Below are 20,646 nucleotides of genomic sequence, written 5' to 3'. Positions count from 1 at the left end.
CCGCGCCGACCCGGGCGCGGCCTACTCCACGGCCTGGAAGCCCGACAGCGGCGCCTCGACGCGGCAGACGACCCCGTCGGGCTCGTAGGCGAGGCCGACCGCGCCCCCGACCGCGCCCGCGAGCCCGCGCTCGATCAGCCGCGACCCGAAGCCCTTCCGCGTCGGCGGCGCGACCTTGGGACCGCCGCGCTCGGTCCACAGCATCCGCACCATGGCGTCGGCATCGAGCGACCACGTCACGGCCACGCGGCCGCCGGGCACCGAGAGCGCGCCGTACTTGGCCGCGTTGGTGGCGAGCTCGTGCATCATCAGCGCCAGCGACAGCGCCGCCTTCGGGCCGACCTCGATCTCCGGCCCGTCGAGGGCGAGGCGCCCGGCCTGGCCGTCGTCGTGGATCGCCAGCGCCCCGGCGATCACCGCGGCGATGCCGGCGCTCTCACGCGCGCCCGTCAGGAGGATGTCGTGCGCCTTGCCCAGGGCGATCAGCCGGGCGGCGAGCGCCTCCTTGGCGCTCTCGAAATCGGGGGCGTTGCGCAGGGTCTGCGACGCGATGGCCTGGACCATCGCGAGGGTGTTCTTGAGGCGGTGGCTGAGCTCGCGGTTGCGGAGCGCCTGCTGGTCCTCGGCCTGGATGCGCCCGAGCGTGCCCCAGAGCCGCTCGGCGACCTCGCGCACGAAGGCGATCTCGCCGGCGGCCCAGGCGCGCGGCGCGCGGTCATGGACGAACAGCACCCCGGCGAGCCGGCCGAGCCGCGTCAGCGGGACGTTGATCGCGGCCCGCGCGCCCATGCCGGCATAGGCCGCGGCATCGCCGGCCAGCGCCGGGTCGGCGATGTCGGGGATCGCCTGCGGCAGGCCCGAGGCCAGGCGCGCCAGGGTCTCGGGGAAGGCGGCGAGCGGGCAGGGCGGCGGGGGGCCGGCCGGATCGGCGTCCGCCGCGGTCCAGGCGGCCTCGACCTGGAACACGCCGCCCGCGACATCGACGGCGCCGTAGCCCGCCCGCGTCGCCGGAAGCGTCGCGCCGAGGATCGCGGCGGCGGCACCGATCGCCTCGGTCCGGCCCGAGGCGTCGCGCAGCGCGTCGCCCAGCGCGATGAGCGCACGGTGGCGCGCCTCGGTGGTGCGCTCCAGCGTGATGTCCTCGATCATCGCGGTGGTCTGGAGCCGGTCGCCCAGCGCCTGCGACACGAGGTTGACCCGGGCCCAGATGATGCGGCCGTCGGCACGGCGGTAGCGCTTCTCCAGGGTCTCGCGCAGGACCTCGCCGGCGGCGAGGCGCCGGTGCAGGGTGTCGCGCTCGGCCGCATCCTCCTGCGGGGTCCACAGCGCCACCGACCGGCCGACGATGGCGGCGGCCGGCGCACCCCAGATGGCGCAGAGCTTGGCGTTGACGCTCAGCACCTCCAGGCTGTGCGGATCGAGCTGGACGATGCCGACGTTGGCGCCCTCGAAGATCGCGCGGACATCGGCCTCGGCGCGGTTGCGCTCGCTCAGGTCGAGCATCGCGCCGACCATGCGCACCGGCGTGCCGTCCGCGTCGCGGATCACGTAGCCGCGGTCGAGCACGTCGGCGTGGCGTCCGTCGGCGCGCAGGAAGCGGTATTCGAGGCTCCAGGCGTCGCTCCCGCCCCGGATCGCGGTACCGAGCGCCGCCTCGACCCGGTCGCGGTCGGCCGGGTGGACCTGCGCCAGCCACCATGCCCCGGTGGCGGCCTCGCCGTCCGGAGCCCAGCCGTAGGCGGTCTGGAGCGCCTCGTTCCACGTGACCGTGTCGGCGACGAGGTCCCAGTCGCGGATCGCGTCGCTGGTCGCCCGCGCGATCAGGCGGTAGCGCTCGCGGACGGCCTCCGAGGCGAGGTCTGCGACCTTGCGCGCGGTGACGTCCCGGACGCTCCCGACGATCCGGTTGGCCCGGCCGCCGGCGAGCACCGGACGGCCGCAGATCGCGACCCAGCAGGGCGCATCGTCGGGCCGCGCCAGCCGGTAGTCGCCGCCGAACCGCCCGTCGCCCTCCGGGTCGAGGGCGGTGCGCAGGTCGGCGGCGGCGCGCATCCGGTCGTCCGGGTGGATCGCCCGCAGGAAGGTCCGCGCCAGGTTCGCCGGCTGCGCTGCGTCGAGCCCGAGCAGCCGGCGGGCATGGGCATCGCAATCGAGGCGGTCGGCGAGCGGGTCGTAGTCCCAGATCCCGATCTCGGTCGCCTCGATCGCCAGCCGCATCAGCAGCGCGCTCTCGCCGAGGCGGACGGTGGTGGTGGCGCGCGCCGCGAGGGCTTGGCGCTGCCGGGCGAGGCGCGCCTCCCGACGGTCGAGGGCGGCGCGGCTCTCCAGCAGGCCGACCGTGCGGCGCCCGAGCGCCCGGAAGGCCGCCTCCTGGCCGGGCGCGAGGCCGGCGCGCGGCAGGATGTCGAGGACGCAGAGCGTCCCGAGCGGGACGCCGTCGCGCGAGACGAGGCGGAGCGCCGCGAGGAAGCCGAACGGGAGCGCGCCTCCACCGGGCCCCGCGCCCCGGTCGGCGAGGACGCGGAGGTCGGGCAGGACGCAGAGGTCGTCTCGGAAGACGTCGCCGTGGGGGAGGACTTGTCCCTGGCGGACGCCTCCGCCCCGATCGAGCCCCCCTCGCGAGAGCAGCCGTGCCAGCGCCCGCCCGTCCGGCGCGGCGATCCCGAGGCGTGCCGCCACCGCCAAGCCGTCGCCGTCGACGAGGCCGAGGAAGGAGGCCGGCGCAACGAGGAGCGCACGCGCGAGCAGCACGGTGTCGTCGAAGCCGGTCTTGGCCGGATGCGCTCCGGAATCCGCGCGGGGCGCGGCCCGCACCGGTCGGTCGGGAAGGGCGGACGGGGCGCTCACCGCGGCGTCCGCGGCGATCCGCACGCCGCGGCGGCCTCGGGCCGTGGGATGGGGAAGCGGGGTTCAGCGCGCCGCATCCCGCCTCCTTCCGCCCTCGTCGCGGTCGGTCGCCGCCGCGCGCTCCGACGCGCCGCCGACGGCGTGGATCCTGCCGAGCACGGTGTCGTAGTGGCGGCGGACGACGCCGTGGCACTCGCAGGCGGCGTCCACCATCGCGGTGCGGTCGAGGATCGTGATGCGGCCGCGCCCGACGCGCAGCAGGCCCTGCGCCTGCAGCGTGCTGAGGATGCGGGTGAGATAGGTGCGCTGGACCCCGAGCATCGCGGCGAGCTGCTCGTGGGTCACGGGCAGCACGTCGCCGTCGATCCGGTCCTGGAGGGTCAGCAGCCAGCGCAGGCAGCGCGCCTCGATCGGGTGCAGGGCGTTGCAGGCCACCGATTGCAGCACCTGCGCCAGCAGGCAGTCGGCGTAGCGGGTGAACAGGGCGCGCAGGCTCGCCGAGCGGCGCTTGGCCTCCTGCAGGCGCGCCGCATCCAGGCGCAGGGCCGGTCCGCCGACCTGCACGACCGCGCTGGTGGAGGCGGGAACCCGGCCGTCGCTGACCGCGCCGCCGACGGCGCCCTCGCAGCCGATCGTGGCGGTCTCGGCGCTGCGGCCGTCCTGCATCGCGATCAGCAGGGTCACGACCGTCTGCCGGCAGGGAAACGTGATCGCGCCGACCTCGGCGCCGGTGGCGAAGAGCACGTCGCCCTTCTCGTAGGCGGCCGGCTCGAGATGCGGCGCCAGCAGGGCGCGGTCGGCGCCGCGCAGGCTCTCGAGCAGGCGGTTGCCGTCGAACGGGGAGGAAGACGCGACCGACATGCGATTCGACGGTGGAGGGCGGATCGCCACAACCTACAGGAGCGACCCGGCCGCAGTCCGTCCATTAGTGGACAGAAGACGCGCGAATTCGATGATTTTTCGACATTTGCGCGCGGCTGCGCCGGCGCGATCGCGCGTCGGCGGGAAGCGCTTTCAGAGGGGTGCCGGCCGGCTTTCTACTTGCCGGTGCAGAGGCCCTGCTCGGAGAGGCGGCGGTGCTCGCGTGGGTCGCAATCGGTCGAGAGGAACGAGGCCCACTCGGCCGGCGTCCCGTAGAAGGCGTTGCGGTCGACGTCGCCGCGCACCCCCGGCACGCGGCCGGTCGAGGTGAACTGCCACAGCATCCACTTGCGGTTGGCGAAGCGCTGCTCGGGCTCGGCCGCGGTCGAGCGCAGCCAATGCGGGTAATCCGGCAGCTCGCCCTCGAGCACGTCCTTGTGGAAGGTGATGTCGGTGTAGATGATCGGCCGCTTGCCGGTGTACCGCTCCATCTCCTCGAGCATGTAGGTCGTCATCGCCAGGGCCTGCGCCTTCGGCAGCTTCTTCGGGCAGGTCTGCGAATGGCCGTTCCACTCCACGTCCAGCACCGGGGGCAGGGCGGTCGGGTCGTTGGGGACGTTCTTCTTGAACCAGTCCATCTGCTCCTTGGCCGAGCGGCACCAGAACACGAAGTGGTAGGCGCCGCGCGGCACGCCCGCCTGGCCGGCGGCGTCCCAGTTTGCGCGGAAGCGGTCGTCGACGTGGTCGCCGCCCTCCGTCGCCTTGATGAAGGCGAACTGGGTGCCGGCGGCGCGCACCGAGGCCCAGTCGACCGGTCCCTGCCACTTCGAGATGTCGATGCCCTGGATCGGATGGCTCTTGGCCCGCGCGACGCCCGGATGGGGCTTCGCGTCGCCGTTCGTCGGGTAGAAGTCGTTGTTGGAGGCGCAAGCCGCGAGGCTCGCCAGAAGCGTCGCCGCCAGGATGCGCTTGGCGACCGCGCGCAGGCCGGCCGAGGTCGAGGCGAGATCCACGGGACGAGCATTCCTCAGCGACATCGATGCCCGGCCCGCCATCTGGTGAAGCGCCACAACAGAGCTATTCGATGGCCCCGGGGCGGTTAACAGACTTTTGCCGTCAATGCGGCGGAATTCCGGAACCCGTGTCGGACGAGACACATGACCGCGTGGAGCGCGTCTGCGCCGGCCCGCGCGCCGCGGGTTAAGTCACGCTGCCGCCTCGCTTCTTCGGAGGGCTCGGGTTGGGTAAGGTTCTGTTCACCATAGGTTACGAAGGGCTCGATCCGGAGCGCCTGACCGCCGCCCTCCGCGAGGCCGGATGCGGCCTGCTCGCGGACGTGCGGGCGGTCGCCAACTCGCGCAAGCGCGGGTTCTCGAAGGGGGCGCTCAAGGCCGGGATCGAGGAGGCGGGCCTCGCCTACGCCCACCTGCGCAGCCTCGGCACGCCGAAGGCCGGGCGCGAGGCGGCCCGCGGCCACGACGCGGCGCTGATGCGCAGGATCTACTGCGAGGCCGTGCTTGACACCGCCGACGGCGGCCTCGCCCTCGATGCGCTCGCTGGGATGGCCGAGGCCGCGCCGACCTGCCTGCTCTGCTTCGAGCGCGCCCCCGAGCGCTGCCACCGGCGCGTGCTCGCCGAGCGCCTGGAAGCCCGCGGCTTCACCACCGTCGACCTGTTCGGGTGAGATCCGCCTTCGGAGGCGACGAGGCTCGGCCGCAGGCGCGAACGTGGGCCGCCGCTGCGGCGGATGCCTCCGACCCGGGTCGAAGGCGCCGAGCGTCACGCGTCGGGCCGGCCTTCGCAGAAGCGCCGGAACGCCTCCAGGGTCTCGCCGCTGACATGGTGCTCGATGCCCTCGGCGTCGCGCCGCGCCGTCTCGGGGCTGACCCCGAGGGCGCACAGGAAGCGCTCGACGATGCGGTGGCGCTCGCGCGCCTGGCTCGCGAGCGCCCGTCCGGCCTCGGTGAGGAACACGCCGCGATAGGGGCGCTGCTGCACGAGGCCGTCCTCGGCCAGCCGCTTCAGCATCTTGGCGACGGTCGGCTGCGCCACGCCGAGGCGGGCGGCGATGTCGACCTGGCGCGCCTCGCCGCCGTCGCCGATCAGGTCGGCGATCAGCTCGACGTAGTCCTCGACGAGCTCGGAGCGCCGGGCCTCGCGGGCCTGCCGGAAGCTCTCGACATGGACCTCCGGGTCGATGAGCGCGGGCTCGGATCGTGGCGGATCCTGCATGGTGCCGGCTCTCTCCCCCCTTGGGCAGGTCGCGCGGAAACGCTTTGCGGTTTCGCGCCCGAAGCCTGCGATCACACCCATAGGCCGGGCGGCTGCGGCGCAGGCAGCCTGTTTAGCAAAAGCGGCGCGGAAGGGGAGCCCCGGGCGCGCGCAAGATTCGATCTTGACCTTGAGCCCGAGCACATCTTTATAGCTCATGCTATAAAGCGCGCGGCACGGGGCCGGGCAGGATCGCGGCGACGTTCATGGACCAACCCATCGCGGACACGCCGGCCGGCGGCCGGACCGCACCGCAGCGCGACAGCCTGAGCCTGCGCACGGAGCGGCGCATCCGCGACGTGCTCGACGGGCGGGCCGTCGGGCGCGGCCGCTTCCTGCTGTTCACCGGGCCGGCCGTGATGGCGTCGATCGCCTACATGGACCCCGGCAACTTCGCGACGAACATCCAGGCCGGCGCCAAGTACGGCTACGGCCTGCTCTGGGTGGTGCTCGCCGCCAACCTCGTGGCGATGCTGTTCCAGGCGCTCTCGGCCAAGCTCGGCATCGTCACCGGCCGCAACCTCGCCGAGCTCTGCCGCGACGAGTTCCCGAGGCCGGTGCGGCTCGCGATGTGGGCGGTGAGCGAGCTCGCCGCGATGGCCACCGACCTCGCGGAATTCCTCGGCGGCGCGATCGGCCTGGCCCTGCTCACCGGGATGCCGCTGTTCGCCGGCATGGTGGTCACGGCCGTCGTCACCTACGCGATCCTGCTGCTCGAGCGCGGCGGATTCCGCTGGATGGAGATCGTCATCGGCGCGATGGTGGCGACCATCGGCCTCTGCTACGCGATCGAGCTGTTCATCGCGCCGATCGCCTGGGCCGACGCGGCCAGGGGGCTGACGACGCCGCGGATCCCGGACGCCGAGGCGCTGACCATCGCGGTCGGCATCATCGGCGCCACGGTGATGCCGCACGCGCTGTTCCTGCATTCGGGGCTGACGCAGGGACGCGGCGGGGTCCGCAACGACGCCGACCGGCGCCTGCTCCTGCGCTACTCGAACCGCGAGGTGGTGGTGGCGCTGGCGCTCGCCGGCCTGGTCAACATCGCCATGGTGATCATGGCGGCGGCCGCCTTCCACCTCGGCCACAGCGAGGTCGCCGAGATCGACCAGGCCTACAGGACGCTGACGCCGCTGCTCGGCCCGGCGGCCGCGGGCGCGTTCCTGGTCTCGCTGATCGCGTCCGGCGTCTCGTCCTCGGTGGTCGGCACGATGGCCGGGCAGATGGTGATGCAGGGCTTCCTGGGCTGGCGCGTACCGCTGATCGTGCGGCGGCTGGCGACGATGGTGCCGGCCTTCGTGGTGATCGGGATCGGCGTCGACCCGACCCGCGCGCTGGTGCTCTCGCAGGTGGTGCTGTCGCTGGCGCTGCCGGTACCGATGATCGCGCTGGTGCTGTTCACCCGCCGCCCGGACCTGATGGGCGCCTTCGCCAACCGGCGGGCGACGCGGGTCGCGGCGGTGGCGGGCGCGGCCCTCGTGCTGTGCCTCAACGCGGTCCTGCTGGCGCAGGCGTTCGGCGTGCCGGTCCCGGGGCTGGCGGCCGGCTGAGGCCTCCGGCCCGCGCGCACCCCGGTTACACACGGCCCGATCCGGCACGACGGACGGCTGACAGGCGGCCGCCTTTCGCGCTCAATGGCGTCCGGACGCGAAGGCCGAGCGGCGATGAACGCTGCCGGCGGCGTCCCTCGGGAGAGACGCCATGATCCGCCACCTCGTCACCGCGGCCGCCTGCCTCGTCGGCGCGCACGCGGCGCTCGCACAGGAGAAGACCGCCCCGACGGACCTCGCGCCCGTCAAGATCGGCGTGCTCAACGACCGCTCGGGGGTCTATTCCGACTCCACCGGCGAGGGCGCGGTGATCGCCGCGCGCCTGGCGCTCGAGGATTTCAAGCCGGCCGAGCACGGGCTGTCCGTCGAGATCGTCTCCGCCGACCACCAGAACAAGCCCGACATCGGCGCCGCGCTGACCCGGCAATGGTACGATCGCGACGGGGTCGACGCGGTGTTCGACGTGCCGACCTCCTCGGTGGCGCTGGCCGTCAACGCGATCACCCGCGAGAAGAACAAGGTCTTCGTGAATTCCGGCGGCGGCACGCCGGACCTCACCGGCGCGCAATGCACCCCCAACACCGTGCACTGGACCTACGACACGGTGGCGCTCGCGACCAGCAACGGCAAGGCGATGCTGAAGCACGGCGGCGACACCTGGTTCTTCCTCGCCGCCGACTACGCCTTCGGCCTCGCGCTGGAGCGCGACACCCGCGCGGTGGTGCTCAAGAACGGCGGCACGGTGCTCGGCACCGTCAAGACGCCGTTCCCGACCGCCGACTTCTCGTCGTTCCTGATCCAGGCGCAGGGGTCGGGGGCCAAGGTGATCGGGCTCGCCAATGCCGGGGGCGATGCCGCCAACGCGATCAAGCAGGCGCACGAGTTCGGCATCCGCGAGAGCGGGCAGGCGCTGGCCGCGCTGCTGATCTCCTCGACCGACATCCACGCCCTCGGGACCACGATCGCCCAGGGGCTGACGCTCACCGAGGCGTTCTACTGGGACCTGAACGACCAGACCCGCGCCTTCTCCGAGCGCTTCGCGAAGCGCGACGGCGGCCGCAAGCCCACCGCCTACCAGGCCGGCGTCTACGGCGGCTTCCTGCACTACTTGAAGGCGGTGGCCGCGCTCCATTCGGCCAAGGACGGCGCCGCCGTCGTCGCCAAGATGAAGGAGATGCCGACCGACGACCCGCTCTTCGGCAAGGGCACGATCCGCGTCGACGGGCGCAAGATCCACGACATGTACCTGTTCGAGGTCAAGAAGCCCGCCGAGTCGAAGGGCGAGTGGGACCTCTACAACGTCCTGGCGGTCAACCCCGGCAACGAGGTGTTCCGCCCGCTGGCCGAGGGGGGCTGCCCGCTGGTGAAGGGGTGAGCCCGGGGCAGCGCTCCGTGGCGCCTTCTCCCAGGGGGAGAAGGGTGGGATGAGGGGCGTGACCTCTCCGTAGGGGTCCCATGCCTCGACCCGCAAGCGCTCGGGGTGGGAAGCTTTGCCCCGTCCGCTCATCGGTGCGGAAGGGGCGAATCCGACAGACTGGAACGCGAGAACCGGCGTGAGAGGTGCAGCCTCTCCGGACGACGCACGCCCCTCATCGTGTCCTTCTCCCCCTGGGAGAAGGGACCCGCGGGCGATCCGGCGACGATCGCGTCCGTCACCCGATCACCCGCACCGGCGCGCCGTCGAGAAACCCTTGGATGTCGGCCACCGCCTCGGTGAAGTAGGTGCGGTAGTTGGCCTCGCTGACGTAGCCGAGATGGGGCAGGGCCAGCAGGTTCGGCAGGCTGCGCCAGGGCGAGTCCGCCGGCAGCGGCTCGGTCTCGAACACGTCGAGGCCGGCTCCGCCGATCCGCCCGTCCCGGAGCGCGGCCTGCAGCGCCGGCCCGTCGACGAGGCCCGCCCGCGCGGTGTTGATCAACAGGGCGTGGGGTTGCATCAGCGCCAGCGCCGCGGCGTCGACGAGCCCGCGGGTGCGCTCGCCCAGCACCAGGTGGATCGAGACCACGTCGCTCCTGGCCAGCAGGTCCGCCTTGGACGGCGCAAGCGCGACGCCGGCCTCCGCCGCCCGCTCCGCCGTGAGGTTCGGGCTCCAGGCCGAGACCGCCATGCCGAACGCCTGGCCGATGCGGGCGACGCGGGTTCCGATCTTGCCGAGCCCCAGGATGCCGAGGCGGCGGCCGGCGAGATCCGCGCCCACGCTCGTCTGCCAGCCGCCGGCCCGGAGCGCGTTCGCCTCCGGCACGACGCTGCGGGCGAGGCCCAGGATCAGCGCCCAGGTCAGCTCCACCGGCGGCTCGGAACCGCTCGCCGTGCCGCAGACGGTGATGCCGCGTGCCTTGGCCGCCGCGAGGTCGATGCTCGCGTTGCGCATGCCGGACGTGACCAGGAGCTTCAGCTTCGGCAGGCGCGCGAGCAGGGCGGCCGGGAACGGCGTGCGCTCGCGCATCATCACCACGATCTCGCACTCGGCGATGGCCGCCACCAGCGCGTCCTGCGTCGCGAAGCCCGCGCGGAAGGTCCGCAGCGCGACCCGGTCCCGGACGGGAGACCAGTCCGCCAGCGTGGTGGCGACGCCCTGGTAGTCGTCGAGGATCGCGCAGTTGAGCATGGTTGGCATCCGATCTCAGGCCTGGGCGGGCGCCGGCGGGGGGCCCGTCACGGGGTCGGCGAGCCGCGTCGGCAGGGTGTTGATGCGCAACGCCGTCCGCAGCGCCCGCGACGCGGCGTCGACCGCGACCGTCATCGCGGCGGTGGCGGCGATCAGCACCACGGCGACGTCGAGGCGCAATTCCGAGATCGCGGCGTCGACGTAGTAGCCGAGCGTCGCGACGCCGAGGATGCCGAAGATCGCGCTCTCGCGCAGGATCAGCTCCCAGCGGTAGAGCAGGTAGGCGAGGAACTGCCCGTAGAGCCGCGGCACGGTCTCGTAGGCGTAGAGGTTCAGGCCGCGCGGCGCGTCCGCCCGGTAGGGCAGCGCGTCGGCGTGGCGGCCCATCAGATAGCCGATGATGCCGGCGTTGTGGATCGACAGCGCGAGGATCGCCGGCAGCATCGAGGGGCCGAGCATCTGCAGCAGCACGTAGGCGAGCATGTATTCCGGCGTCGAGCGCAGCACCACGAGGAGCACGCGCCCCGCGGGCGACCCGAACCGGCCGGAGAACCGGCGCGACACCAGCGGGAACAGCACGAGCGCGCCGAGGGCGGTGGCGACGAGGGCGATCTGCGCCAGCACCAGCGTCTGCACCGCGCCGGGGAGGATCTGCCCGGTCAGGATCGGCACGAACCAGGCCCAGAGGCGGGGCAGGGTTTCGGGATCGAGGAGGCTGGCGCCGCGCAGGGGCGCGGGGACGACGTCGTGGGTGAGGAAGCGGAGGAGGCTGGCGCCGACGTTCGTGGTGCCGATCGTGGCCGGCAGCGCCAGCGCGCTCGCCGCGATCAGCACCGGCACGGACCCCACCCGCACCCAGAGCCGGCGCGAGCCGATCAGCGCGTAGAACACCAGGAGCAGCGCGCCGGCCTCGGCGTAGCGCCCCTGCCGGAAGGCGGATTCGAGATAGAACCCCATGGTCGGCAGGCCGATGAAGCCGAGCACCAGGGTCGAGCGCATGGCGCATTCGAAGCGGTAGAGCGTGTAGTGCCGGAAGGACCCGGCGACCTCCGGCAGGCGGGCGTAGAGGAAGGCGGAGACGCTGCCCGTGCCCTCGGGCAGCACCCGCAGGGCCGAGAGGTCGGCCTCCTCGATGATCTCCGAATAGACCTTCGCGCAGATGCCCGCGTAGGGCAGGGCGATGGCGAGGATGCCGGTGGTGGCCGAGAGCCCGAACACCTGCATCAGCAGCAGCGCCCAGAACAGCTCGTGCACGGCGCGGAGCCCGGCGCAGAGGAGGCGGATGCTGCGGAACCGCGCGAAGGGAATCGCCAGCAGGAACCCGGTGCCGGCCCCACACGTCACGCCGAGCACCGCGAAGGCGACGGTGTAGACGACGCTCCAGCCCTCCACCGAGAGCAGGTCCGGCCGGATCAGCCCGGCCAGCAGGCGCTGGAGATCGGCCCAGGGGTTCAAGCTGGTGACGTGCAGGTCGGCGAGAAACAGCGCGGCGAGCGCCGCGGCCGCGAACCAGCGGCTGACGGCGGCGTAGCCCGGGGCGGAGCGCTGCCGCCCGATCACGCCGCCGCCTGGTAGAAGGGGCTCAGCGCGGCGGCGTCGAGGGTGCGGGCCGGCGCGTCCAGGACGATGCGGCCGGCATCCAGCACCACGATCCGGTCGGTGTGGGCGAGCGCCAGCGCGACGTCGTGGAGGGCCACCACCAGGGTCTCGTGGCTGCGGGCCATCTCGGCGAGCACCGCGGCGCCCTGCATCCGGTCCAGCGCCGAGACCGGCTCGTCGCCGACCAGGATCGGCCGGCCGTTGTAGAGCGCGCGGGCGACCGAGACCCGCTGCTGCTGCCCGCCCGACAGCGCGCCGGCCTTGTCGCGGATCTTCTCCGCCAGCCCGACGCGGGCCAGCACCGCGCGGATCTCGGCGAGGTCGGCGGCGGCGGGGAAGGCCAGGGTGCGCAGGTTGTGCAGGGTCGAGCGGCGGTCGAGCCGGCCCATGTAGACGTTGTGGAACACCGACAGCGTCCGCACGAGCGCGGCCGCCTGCGGCACCAGGGCGACCCGCTCCGGGGCCTGCGCCTGGATCAGACCGATCAGCGTCGACTTGCCGGCGCCGGAACGCCCCATCAGCGCGACCCGCTCGCCCGCGCGGACCGTCAGGTCGATGCCGGAGAGCACCGCGCGCCCGTCGTAGGCGGCGCTCGCGTTCGTCAGCCGGATCGCAGGTTCGGCCATCGTCGGGTCAGTCGAGCAGGCCGGTCGACCGGCCCACCGCGATCAGCGGCGCATAGGCCGCGTTATCGACGGGGATGAACTTCGAGCGGCCGAACGGCGCGAGGATCGCCGGATCGGTGATGCCGACGAGCGCCGCCTTCAGCCGCGCGGTGAAGCCTTCGCCGTAGATCGCGTCGACGTCGCCGCGGACCGTCCACTGGTAGTCGGGGAAGGTCGGGCTCTCCCAGATCACCGAGACCGCCTTGGGGTCGACCTTGCCGGCCTTGGTGTCGAGATCCCAGACCGAGTAGTCGACCGCGCCGACGGCGAAGGCCCCCGACTGGACGAGCTGGATCGTCCGGCTGTGATCGCCCGAGAAGCCCACCGTCGGGAAGACCTGCTCGGGGGTCTTGCCGGGAAAGGCCTGCCGGATGAAGTATTCCGGCATCAGCCGCCCCGAGGTCGAGGCGCGCGAGCCGAAGGTGAAGCTCTTGCCGGCGATGGCCTTCGGGAAGTCGGCCGCCTTCGCAAGGCCGGTCTTCGCGTTGGCGATGAGGTAGGTCTTGAAGGCGGCATCCTCGGCCCCTTGCGCGATCGCCTGCGAGCCCGGCACGGCCTTGCGGGCCTGCACGCCGGTGAAGCCGCCGAACCAGGCGAGCTGCACCTGCCCGTTGGTGAAGGCGGTGACGGCCGCCGGATAGTTCTTCACCGGGATGTAGGTCACCGGCACGCCGAGCTTGCCTTCGAGGTAGGCCGCGACCTTGCCGAAGCGCTCGACCAGCCGGCTCTCGTCCTGGTCGGGGATGCCGGTGAACACGAAGGCGGGCTTGGCGCCCTGCGCCGTGGCCGGCCCCGCGACGGCGACGCCGGCGAGCGCCGCCAGGACCAGAATCCGCACCCCGTCGATCATAGCGTCCCTCTCGGCCGTCCCGAAGACGCCTGACCTAGCAGAGCACCGCCCCCCGACGCCATGGCCGCAGATGCATCGCCGCCGCGGGACTTCGTGGGCGAGGCGCCCGCCTCGGATCTCCCCCGGTGCCGTCGGTCACGATGCCTTGAGCGGATGGATACCCGCCTGCCCGAAGCCCGTTCGGGCACGACGATCGCATCCTCGAGAAAGCCATCCCGACATGAAGACCCTCCTCCTCGGCGCGACGCTGGCCCTCGGCCTCCTGGCAGGATCGAGCCTGCCGGGCCACGCCGCCGCCGGCGACGGCCTCGACCACAACGCGGCGGCGACCGGCAACAGCACCTTCGCCGGCCAGCATCGGACCGCGCGCATGGGCAGCATGACGGCACGCAGGCCGATGATGCGCCGTCACCGCCGGCATCGCTGAGCCGATCCCCGCGGGCCGCCGGTCAGGGGCCGGCGGCCCGCGGGGGCGGTCCCGTCACGCGGCCGCGGCCGCATCGAGCAGCCAGGCGATCCGGCCCTGGCTCGTCACCCGCCCGGCCGGGAGATCCTCGCCCGCGGCGAGCCGCCGGAGAGCCGCGCGCTTGCTCTCGCCGCTCACCAGGAACAGGACCAGGGCGGAGGACGCGAGCGCCGGATAGGTCAGCGTCACGCGGGGCACGAAGGGCGCGAGCCCGGCCTCGGGCACGGGGGCGACGAGCCTGGCCGTCTCGGACAGGGCCGGCTTGCCCGGGAACAGCGAGGCGGTGTGTCCGTCCTCGCCGAGCCCGAGCAGGACGCAGTCGAACAGCGGGCGGCCCGGATCGAGCCGGTCGGCGCCGTAGAATTCCAGGAGCGTGCGCGCGTAGGTCTCGGCCGCGGCCTCGGGCCCCGCGTCGGTCGGGATGAAGTGCAGGTGCGCCGCCGGCACCGCCGTGCCGTGGCCGAAGGCCTCGCGGACCATGCGGACGTTGCTGTCGGCGTGGTCCCACGGCACCGCCCGGTCGTCGCCGAAGAACCAGTGGACCCGGTCCCACGGCACGCGGCCGACATGGTCCGGGCCGGCCAGCAGCGCATAGAGCCGCTTCGGCGTCGAGCCGCCGGACAAGGCGATCGCGATCCGCTCGGATCGGGAGGCCTCGCAGGCGGCGATCAGGCGCTCCGCCGCCTCGTGGGCCACGGCGTCGGCATCGGGCAGGACCACGGCATCGGGCGGCAGCGCGGCCGTCATGACTTCTTGGGCTCCTGGTGCCCGCCGAAGCCCTTGCGCATCGCCGACAGCATCTTGTCGGCGTAGGAGGCGTCCTCGCGCGAGCGGAAGCGGCGGTAGAGGGCGTTCGAGAGCACGGTGGCCGGGACGGATTCCTCGATCGCCGCATTGATCGTCCAGCGCCCCTCGCCGGAATCCTCGACGTAGCCGGAATAGTCGTCGAGCTTCTCGTCGGTCGCCAGCGCGTTCGCCGTCAGGTCGAGGAGCCAGGACGAGACCACGCTGCCGCGGCGCCAGACCTCGGCGATGTCGCCGAGGTTGAGGTCGAACCGGCGCTCGGGCGGCAGGTTCTCGCTGTCGGCGTGCTTGAGGATGTCGAAGCCCTCGGCATAGGCCTGCATCAGCCCGTACTCGATGCCGTTGTGGATCATCTTGACGAAGTGGCCCGCCCCGCTCGGGCCGGCATGGATGTAGCCCTGCTCGGCGCGGGGGTCGCGCCCCTCGCGGCCCGGCGTCCGCGGGATGTCGCCGATGCCGGGCGCCAGCGTCGCGAAGATCGGATCGAGCCTGCCGACGGCGGCGGTGTCGCCGCCGATCATCATGCAGTAGCCGCGCTCCAGCCCCCAGACGCCGCCCGAGGTGCCGACGTCGACGTAGTGGATGCCCTTGCCCTTGAGCTCGCCGGCGCGGCGCACGTCGTCGCCGTAGAACGAGTTGCCGCCGTCGATGATCACGTCGTCGGCCTGCATCAGGCCGGACAGGGTCTTGACGGTTCCCTCCGTGATGGCGCCGGCCGGCAGCATCACCCAGGCGGCCCGCGGAACGTCGAGCTTGCCGACGAAGTCCTCCAGGCTGTCGGCGCCGACCGCGCCGGCCTCGACCAAAGCCTTCACCGCCTCCGGGTTCTGGTCGAAGACCACCGCGGTATGCCCGTCGCGGAGGAGGCGCCGGACGATGTTGCCACCCATCCGGCCGAGGCCGATCATGCCGAGCTGCATTGGTTTGGCACTCCGTTTTGAGACTCTATCGGGGTCGGGCCCCTCATGCCCGGCGGCGCCCGCGTGGCGGAGCCGGGCGCGATCGTGCGTCGGGTCGCTCAGACCGCGGCGGCGGTCAGGGCCGCGGCGATCCGCTTGAGGCCCGCCGGGACGTCGCCGCCCTTGATGTGGATCCGCAAGGCGCGGCGCCCGCGCTCGGACAGCACCGACAGGTCGCCGCGCGCCTGCGCCGCGACCACCGTGCCGAAGCCGAGCTTGCGCCCCGGAATCGCGAGATCCTCGGTCGGATCAGCGGTGATTTGCACGAACACGCCGCTGTCGGGGCCGCCCTTGTAGGCCTGCCCCGTCGAGTGCAGGAAGCGCGGCCCGAACTCGAGGCAGGTCGCCACGTGCTTCGCGTCGCGGATCGCGAGGCGGGCCTGCTGCAGCGTGGCGTGGTTCGCCGCGTTGCGGGGCACGTAGGCGAGCAGCGCCAGGTAGTCGCCGGCGTTGAGCCGGGCGACCTGCGCCTTGAGCCCGGCCTCGAGGCCGTCCGTCGCCGCCGGCAGCGCACCGGCATTGGCCGGGTCGGCGTAGAGGGCGATGGTCTCGTCCTCGAACACCGGCGTCTCGGGCGGCAGCGCGCCGCTCGCCTCGGCGGCCTCGAACAGCTTCTTCGTCTCGATCTTGCTCGCCTCGACGTCGGGCTGGTCGAACGGGTTGATGCCGAGCAGGGCACCGGCCACCGCGGTCGCCATCTCGAAGCGGAAGAACTCCTGCGGCAGCTGCTCCACCGTGTCGAGGGTGATGCGCACCACCGGATGACCGTCGCGCTCCAGGCCGCGCAGGGTCTCGTCCTGGCGCTCGTCGGCATGGCCGTCGAGGCGCAGGTAGACGAAGACGCGGTCGTGGCCGTAGGCGGCCGGCACGTCGACGGGCTCGCCGTCGATCGGGATCAGGCCCTTGCCCTGCTTGCCCGTCGATTCCGCGATGAGCTGCTCGGCCCAGCCGCCGAAGCTCGCGATCGCCGGCGAGGCGACGATCGTCACCTTGTCGCGGCCGGCCAGCCCCGCGGTCCCCATCGCGGCGCCGAGGAGCACCCCGGGATTCTCGGTCGGCGGCACGGCCGGGCCGCAGGAGCGCACCATGATCCGCGCCCGCTCCAGGAAATCCTTCACGTCGATGCCGATGCAGGCCGCCGGCACCAGCCCGAAGGCCGAGAGCACCGAGTAGCGCCCGCCGATCTGCGGCACGCCGTGGAAGATCTGCCGGAAGCCGTCGGCCTCGGCCGCCTTCTCCATGGCCGAGCCGGGATCGGTGACCGCGAGGAAATGCGCGCCGGCCCGGTCGCCGACGACCGCCTTCATCCGCGCCAGGAAGTAGTCGCGGAAGACGTTCGGCTCCAGCGTCGAGCCGGATTTGGAGGCGACGATGAACAGCGTGCGCGGCAGGTCGAGGGTGGCCTCGAGCGCACGGACCTCGTCGGGATGGGTCGAGTCGAGGATCGAGAGCTTGGGGAAGCCGTCGCGGTTGCCGTAGGTCAGGCCGAGCACTTCCGGGCCGAGGCTCGACCCGCCCATGCCGAGCACCACGACGTCGCTGAACGCCCGGCTCCGCACCCAGGCCGAGAGCGCGGCGTAGGCGTCGGCGCGCTCCAGCTCGTCCTCGACGATGCGGAGCCAGCCGAGCCACTTGTCCTCGTCGGCGCCCGACCAGACCGTGGTGTCGTGCGCCCAGAGCCGGCGGATCGCGCCGCTCGCGCGCCAGGCCTCGACCGCCTTGCCGGTCTCGGTCGCGAGCGCGTCGCCGAGCTTGAGGCTCTGGCCGTCGAGCCGGTGGCCGAGCAGCGCCACGCGCTTGCCGGCGACCGCGCCGAGCAGCTTGTCGGCGGCGTCGATGAACAGCTGCACGCCCTCCTCGACCAGCTGCCGGGCCACCGCGTCGATGTCGATGCCGGCCTCGGAAAGGCGCGCCATCACGGCCTCCGCCCCGGCCACGTCCTCCTCGATCGCGTTGCGGACCTCGCCGTGGTCGCGGAACGCGTCCATGGTCGCCGGCGGCATGGTGTTGACGGTGTTCGGGCCGATCAGCTCCTCGACGTAGAGCACGTCGCGGTAGGCCTTGTTCTTGGTGCCGGTCGAGGCCCAGAGCAGCCGCTGCGCCTTGGCGCCCTTCTCGGCGAGCGCCGTCCACGCGGCCTCCCCGAACACCGCCTTGTAGCGCTGGTAGGCGAGCTTGGCGTTGGCGATCGCGACCTTGCCCTTGAGGTGCTCCAGGGCGGCCTTCTGGTCGGGGTCGTTGGCCGCCGCGATCTTCTCGTCCAGCAGCTTGTCGACGAGCACGTCGATGCGGCTGATGAAGAAGCTCGCGACGCTGGCGATCCGCGAGACGTCGCCGCCGTTGCGGGCACGCTCCGCGAGCCCTTCGACGAAGGCGCGGGCGACCTTCTCGTACTCGCCCTGCGAGAACAGCAGGGTGACGTTGATCGAGATGCCCTCCGCCGTGAGCTGGCGGATCACCGGGATGCCCTCCGGCGTCGCCGGCACCTTCACCATCAGGTTGTCGCGGCCGACCGCCTTGTGGAGCCTGCGGGCCTCCTCCAGCGTCTCCTCGGTCTGCAGGGCGAGGTAGGGCGACACCTCGAGGCTGACGTAGCCGTCGGCGCCGTCGGACGCCTCGTAGACCGGGCGCAGCACGTCGGCCGCCGCCTGGATGTCGGCGATGGCCAGGCCCTCGTAGAGGTCGATGACGCGGCTGTCGCCCTGCTCCATCACGCCCTTGAGGCTGGCATCGTACTCGTCGGAATGGCCGATGGCCTTCTCGAAGATCGACGGGTTGGAGGTGACGCCGCGCAGGCCGTCGTTCTCGACCAGCGCCTTGAGCTCGCCCTTGGCGATGAAGCCGCGGGCGACGAAGTCGAGCCAGACCGCCTGATCCTGTTCGGTGTGCAGGGCCTTGAGCGCGTTCATGTCGATGCCTCGCAGATCGTCGGTCTTCACGTCGTCGATGCCGGCCGGGCCTGGTCGGCCGGCCTCGGCGGGTCTGTCTTGGTCGGTATGTCTTGGTCGATGTGTTCTGGGGATCAAACACACGACCCAGGTCTTGGCTCCGGCACGGAACGCAGACCCGGGTCGCGGCCGCTAGGGCTTGCGCGCGCCCCGGTGCTTGGCGATCTGGTCGCGGGCGGCCAGCAGCACCTTCTCCGGGGTGAAGCCGAACTTGGCCTGCAGGTCTTTGATCGGCGCCGAGGAGCCGAAGGTGTGCATGCCGATGATCGTGCCGGCCGAGCCCGCGTAGCGGTCCCAGCCGATCGCCGAGCCCTGCTCCACGGCGACGCGGGCCAGCACGGCCGGCGGCAGCACGCTCTCGCGATAGGCCTCGTCCTGGCGCTCGAACAGGTCCCAGGACGGCATCGAGACGACGCACGCCGTCACCCCCTCCGCGACCAGGCTCTCGTAGGCCTGCATGCAGAGCTGCACCTCGGAGCCCGAGCCGATCAGGATCACCTCCGGCGTGGCGTCGCCGCCCGCGAGCACGTAGCCGCCCTTGGCGACGCCCGACGCGCTGGCGAACTTGGTGCGGTCGATCGTCGGCAGCGGCTGGCGCGAGAGGGCCAGCACCGCCGGCTGATCCTTCAGCGAGAAGATCACGCGGTAGGCTTCGGCCACCTCGTTGGCGTCGGCCGGGCGCAGCGTCACGAGCCCGGGGATGCAGCGCAGGCTCAGGAGCTGCTCCACCGGCTGGTGGGTCGGCCCGTCCTCGCCCACGCCGATCGAGTCGTGGGTGAAGATGTGGAAGACCGGCAGCTCCATCAGCGAGGCGAGCCGCACCGCCGGGCGCATGTAGTCGACGAAGACCAGGAAGGTCGCGCCGTAGGCCCGGAGGCCGGAGAGCCCGAGCCCGTTCACGATCGAGCCCATGGCGTGCTCGCGCACGCCGAAGTGGATGTTGCGGCCGCCCGGCTCGAACGGGGTGAGCGAGCCCGCCCCCTCGAAGGTGAGGTTCGACTTGTTCGACGGCGCGAGGTCGGCCGAGCCGCCGAGCATGAACGGCACGTGCTGGGCGATGGCGTTCAGCACCTTGCCGGAGGATTCGCGGGTCGCGAGCCCCTTGGCATCGGGCTCGAAGACCGGGATGTCCCGGTCCCAGCCCTCGGGCAGGCGGCCCTCGAAGAAGGCGTCGAGCGATTCCGCGTGCTCGGCGTCGGCGTCCTTGGCCGCCGTCAGGAAGCCCTGCCACTGGTCGTAGAGCTCGGCCCCGCGCTTGCCGATGTTGTCGGCGAAGTTCTGCTGCACCCCGTCCGGCACCAGGAACTGCGCGTCCTCCGGCCAGCCGTAGGCGCGCTTGGCGCCCTTGACCTCGTCCTCGCCGAGCGCGTCCGAGTGGGCCTTCGCGGTGTTCTGCTTTTTGGGCGCTCCGAAGCCGATGATCGAGTTGACGACGATGATGGTCGGCCGGTCGCTCGACTGCAGGAAGGTCTCGATCGCGGCCGAGATCGCGTGCACGTCGTTGGCGTCGGCGACCCGCAGCACCTGCCAGCCGTAGGCGAGGAACCGGGTGGCGACCTCCTCGCCGAAGGCCAGCTCGGTGTGGCCCTCGATGGTGATGGTGTTGTTGTCGTAGATCCAGCACAGGTTCGACAGGCGCAGGTGCCCGGCGATCGAGGCGGCCTCGGAGGCGACGCCCTCCATCAGGTCCCCGTCCGAGCAGATCGCGTAGACGTTGTAGTCGAACAGCGGCAGGTCGGGCTTGTTCAGGTGCTCGCCGAGGTAGCGGCCGCCCATCGCCATGCCGACGGAGTTCGCCACGCCCTGGCCGAGCGGCCCGGTGGTGGTCTCGACGCCGGTGGTGAAGTGGTATTCCGGGTGGCCGGGGGTGCGGCTGTCGAGCTGGCGGAAGGACTTGATGTCGTCGAGCGTCACGGCCGGCGCGTTGCCGCCGTCGGTCTCGGCCACGTTGGCGAGGTGCAGCAGCGAATAGAGCAGCATCGAGGCGTGTCCGCAGGACAGCACGAAGCGGTCGCGGTTCGGCCAGTGCGGATGCGCCGGATCGTAGCGCAGGTAGCGGTTCCACAGGGTGTAGGCGACCGGCGCCAGCGCCATCGGCGCGCCGGCATGTCCCGAATTCGCCTTCTGCACCGCATCGATCGCCAGCGTGCGGATCGTGTCGATCGAGAGCTTGTCGATCTCGGAAAGCGCCGTCTTGGGCGCGGTGTCTGCTCCGCTCAT

Annotated in this window: 16 protein-coding genes; 4 read left to right on the top strand and 12 right to left on the bottom strand. The window is 72.4% G+C overall.

The window, feature by feature from the left end; translation table 11 throughout:
• Positions 1–21: 21 nt before the first annotated feature.
• The 3 genes from MKK64_RS16470 to MKK64_RS16460 all read right to left on the bottom strand — a co-directional run bounded on the left by MKK64_RS16470 (position 22) and on the right by MKK64_RS16460 (position 4,745).
• Positions 22–2,847, bottom strand: coding sequence for a PAS domain-containing protein (locus MKK64_RS16470; RefSeq protein ID WP_243935966.1), 2,826 nt, complete (start codon positions 2,845–2,847; stop codon positions 22–24).
• Between the two features lie 63 nt (positions 2,848–2,910).
• Positions 2,911–3,708 (bottom strand): Crp/Fnr family transcriptional regulator, encoded by a 798-nt coding sequence (locus MKK64_RS16465; protein WP_243935965.1) that lies wholly within the window; start codon positions 3,706–3,708, stop codon positions 2,911–2,913.
• 176 nt (positions 3,709–3,884) lie between these two features.
• Entirely contained in the window at positions 3,885–4,745 is an 861-nt protein-coding gene (locus MKK64_RS16460; protein WP_243933174.1) for a glycoside hydrolase family 25 protein, read from the bottom strand.
• Positions 4,746–4,948: 203 nt separating this feature from the next.
• Between MKK64_RS16460 and MKK64_RS16455 the strand changes: the two genes are divergently transcribed.
• Complete coding sequence (locus MKK64_RS16455) at positions 4,949–5,392, top strand: DUF488 family protein (protein WP_147727184.1); 444 nt, start codon at positions 4,949–4,951, stop codon at positions 5,390–5,392.
• Positions 5,393–5,487: 95 nt separating this feature from the next.
• On the opposite strand, the gene mntR is transcribed toward MKK64_RS16455, so the two are convergent.
• A complete protein-coding gene (gene mntR / locus MKK64_RS16450; RefSeq protein WP_147727183.1) occupies positions 5,488–5,940 on the bottom strand; it encodes a manganese-binding transcriptional regulator MntR in 453 nt (150 codons plus the stop codon).
• 245 nt (positions 5,941–6,185) lie between these two features.
• Between mntR and MKK64_RS16445 the strand changes: the two genes are divergently transcribed.
• Positions 6,186–7,529, top strand: a complete 1,344-nt coding sequence (locus MKK64_RS16445) for an Nramp family divalent metal transporter (protein ID WP_243933173.1) — start codon at positions 6,186–6,188, stop codon at positions 7,527–7,529.
• Positions 7,530–7,680: 151 nt separating this feature from the next.
• Positions 7,681–8,904 carry an ABC transporter substrate-binding protein gene (locus MKK64_RS16440; protein WP_243935964.1) on the top strand — a complete coding sequence of 408 codons (1,224 nt, stop codon included), beginning with the start codon at positions 7,681–7,683 and terminating at the stop codon, positions 8,902–8,904.
• A 277-nt stretch (positions 8,905–9,181) separates the two neighbouring features.
• Here MKK64_RS16440 and MKK64_RS16435 read toward each other — a convergent pair whose 3' ends face one another.
• From MKK64_RS16435 to MKK64_RS16420, 4 genes are read right to left on the bottom strand one after another with little or no spacing between them, the layout of a single operon-like run.
• Positions 9,182–10,135: a D-2-hydroxyacid dehydrogenase family protein gene (locus MKK64_RS16435; protein ID WP_243935963.1), complete on the bottom strand. Its 954-nt coding sequence runs from the start codon at positions 10,133–10,135 to the stop codon at positions 9,182–9,184.
• Positions 10,136–10,150: 15 nt separating this feature from the next.
• On the bottom strand, positions 10,151–11,695 hold the full coding sequence (locus tag MKK64_RS16430) for a PhnE/PtxC family ABC transporter permease (RefSeq protein ID WP_243935962.1): 1,545 nt from the start codon (positions 11,693–11,695) through the stop codon (positions 10,151–10,153).
• The gene (locus tag MKK64_RS16425; protein ID WP_243933172.1) at positions 11,692–12,360 is read right to left on the bottom strand and encodes an ATP-binding cassette domain-containing protein; all 669 of its coding nucleotides are present in this window, start codon (positions 12,358–12,360) and stop codon (positions 11,692–11,694) included. The genes MKK64_RS16430 and MKK64_RS16425 overlap by 4 nt, the downstream gene beginning before the upstream one ends.
• Positions 12,361–12,367: 7 nt before the next feature.
• Positions 12,368–13,237, bottom strand: a complete 870-nt coding sequence (locus MKK64_RS16420; protein ID WP_243935960.1) for a putative selenate ABC transporter substrate-binding protein — start codon at positions 13,235–13,237, stop codon at positions 12,368–12,370.
• A 232-nt stretch (positions 13,238–13,469) separates the two neighbouring features.
• Here MKK64_RS16420 and MKK64_RS16415 point away from each other — a divergent pair, with 232 nt between their 5' ends.
• A complete protein-coding gene (locus MKK64_RS16415; protein ID WP_243935958.1) occupies positions 13,470–13,676 on the top strand; it encodes a hypothetical protein in 207 nt (68 codons plus the stop codon).
• Between the two features lie 54 nt (positions 13,677–13,730).
• Here the strand turns inward: MKK64_RS16415 and pgl are convergent, their stop codons facing one another.
• The 4 genes from pgl to tkt form a co-directional block, all read right to left on the bottom strand.
• On the bottom strand, positions 13,731–14,462 hold the full coding sequence (gene pgl / locus MKK64_RS16410) for a 6-phosphogluconolactonase (protein ID WP_243935957.1): 732 nt from the start codon (positions 14,460–14,462) through the stop codon (positions 13,731–13,733).
• On the bottom strand, positions 14,459–15,439 hold the full coding sequence (gene gnd, locus MKK64_RS16405) for a phosphogluconate dehydrogenase (NAD(+)-dependent, decarboxylating) (RefSeq protein ID WP_243933167.1): 981 nt from the start codon (positions 15,437–15,439) through the stop codon (positions 14,459–14,461). The genes pgl and gnd overlap by 4 nt, the downstream gene beginning before the upstream one ends.
• Before the next feature lie 98 nt (positions 15,440–15,537).
• The gene (locus MKK64_RS16400; RefSeq protein WP_243935956.1) at positions 15,538–18,387 is read right to left on the bottom strand and encodes a bifunctional transaldolase/phosoglucose isomerase; all 2,850 of its coding nucleotides are present in this window, start codon (positions 18,385–18,387) and stop codon (positions 15,538–15,540) included.
• Positions 18,388–18,558: 171 nt separating this feature from the next.
• Complete coding sequence (tkt, locus tag MKK64_RS16395; protein ID WP_243935954.1) at positions 18,559–20,646, bottom strand: transketolase; 2,088 nt, start codon at positions 20,644–20,646, stop codon at positions 18,559–18,561.

This window comes from Methylobacterium sp. E-025 (assembly GCF_022829705.1).
GTDB lineage: Bacteria > Pseudomonadota > Alphaproteobacteria > Rhizobiales > Beijerinckiaceae > Methylobacterium.
Note: the sequence above shows the minus strand (reverse complement) of the source record. Positions and strands in the feature narration are given on the sequence as shown.

What these genes read in the sequence shown, in the direction of transcription:
- MKK64_RS16465 (WP_243935965.1), bottom strand. Translation starts at nt 3,708, where the DNA reads ATGTCGGTCGCGTCTTCCTCCCCGTTCGACGGCAACCGCCTGCTCGAG.
- MKK64_RS16460 (WP_243933174.1), bottom strand. Translation starts at nt 4,745, where the DNA reads ATGTCGCTGAGGAATGCTCGTCCCGTGGATCTCGCCTCGACCTCGGCC.
- mntR (WP_147727183.1), bottom strand. Translation starts at nt 5,940, where the DNA reads ATGCAGGATCCGCCACGATCCGAGCCCGCGCTCATCGACCCGGAGGTC.
- MKK64_RS16445 (WP_243933173.1), top strand. Translation starts at nt 6,186, where the DNA reads ATGGACCAACCCATCGCGGACACGCCGGCCGGCGGCCGGACCGCACCG.
- MKK64_RS16440 (WP_243935964.1), top strand. Translation starts at nt 7,681, where the DNA reads ATGATCCGCCACCTCGTCACCGCGGCCGCCTGCCTCGTCGGCGCGCAC.
- MKK64_RS16435 (WP_243935963.1), bottom strand. Translation starts at nt 10,135, where the DNA reads ATGCTCAACTGCGCGATCCTCGACGACTACCAGGGCGTCGCCACCACG.
- MKK64_RS16425 (WP_243933172.1), bottom strand. Translation starts at nt 12,360, where the DNA reads ATGGCCGAACCTGCGATCCGGCTGACGAACGCGAGCGCCGCCTACGAC.
- MKK64_RS16415 (WP_243935958.1), top strand. Translation starts at nt 13,470, where the DNA reads ATGAAGACCCTCCTCCTCGGCGCGACGCTGGCCCTCGGCCTCCTGGCA.
- pgl (WP_243935957.1), bottom strand. Translation starts at nt 14,462, where the DNA reads ATGACGGCCGCGCTGCCGCCCGATGCCGTGGTCCTGCCCGATGCCGAC.
- gnd (WP_243933167.1), bottom strand. Translation starts at nt 15,439, where the DNA reads ATGCAGCTCGGCATGATCGGCCTCGGCCGGATGGGTGGCAACATCGTC.
- MKK64_RS16400 (WP_243935956.1), bottom strand. Translation starts at nt 18,387, where the DNA reads ATGAACGCGCTCAAGGCCCTGCACACCGAACAGGATCAGGCGGTCTGG.
- tkt (WP_243935954.1), bottom strand. Translation starts at nt 20,646, where the DNA reads ATGAGCGGAGCAGACACCGCGCCCAAGACGGCGCTTTCCGAGATCGAC.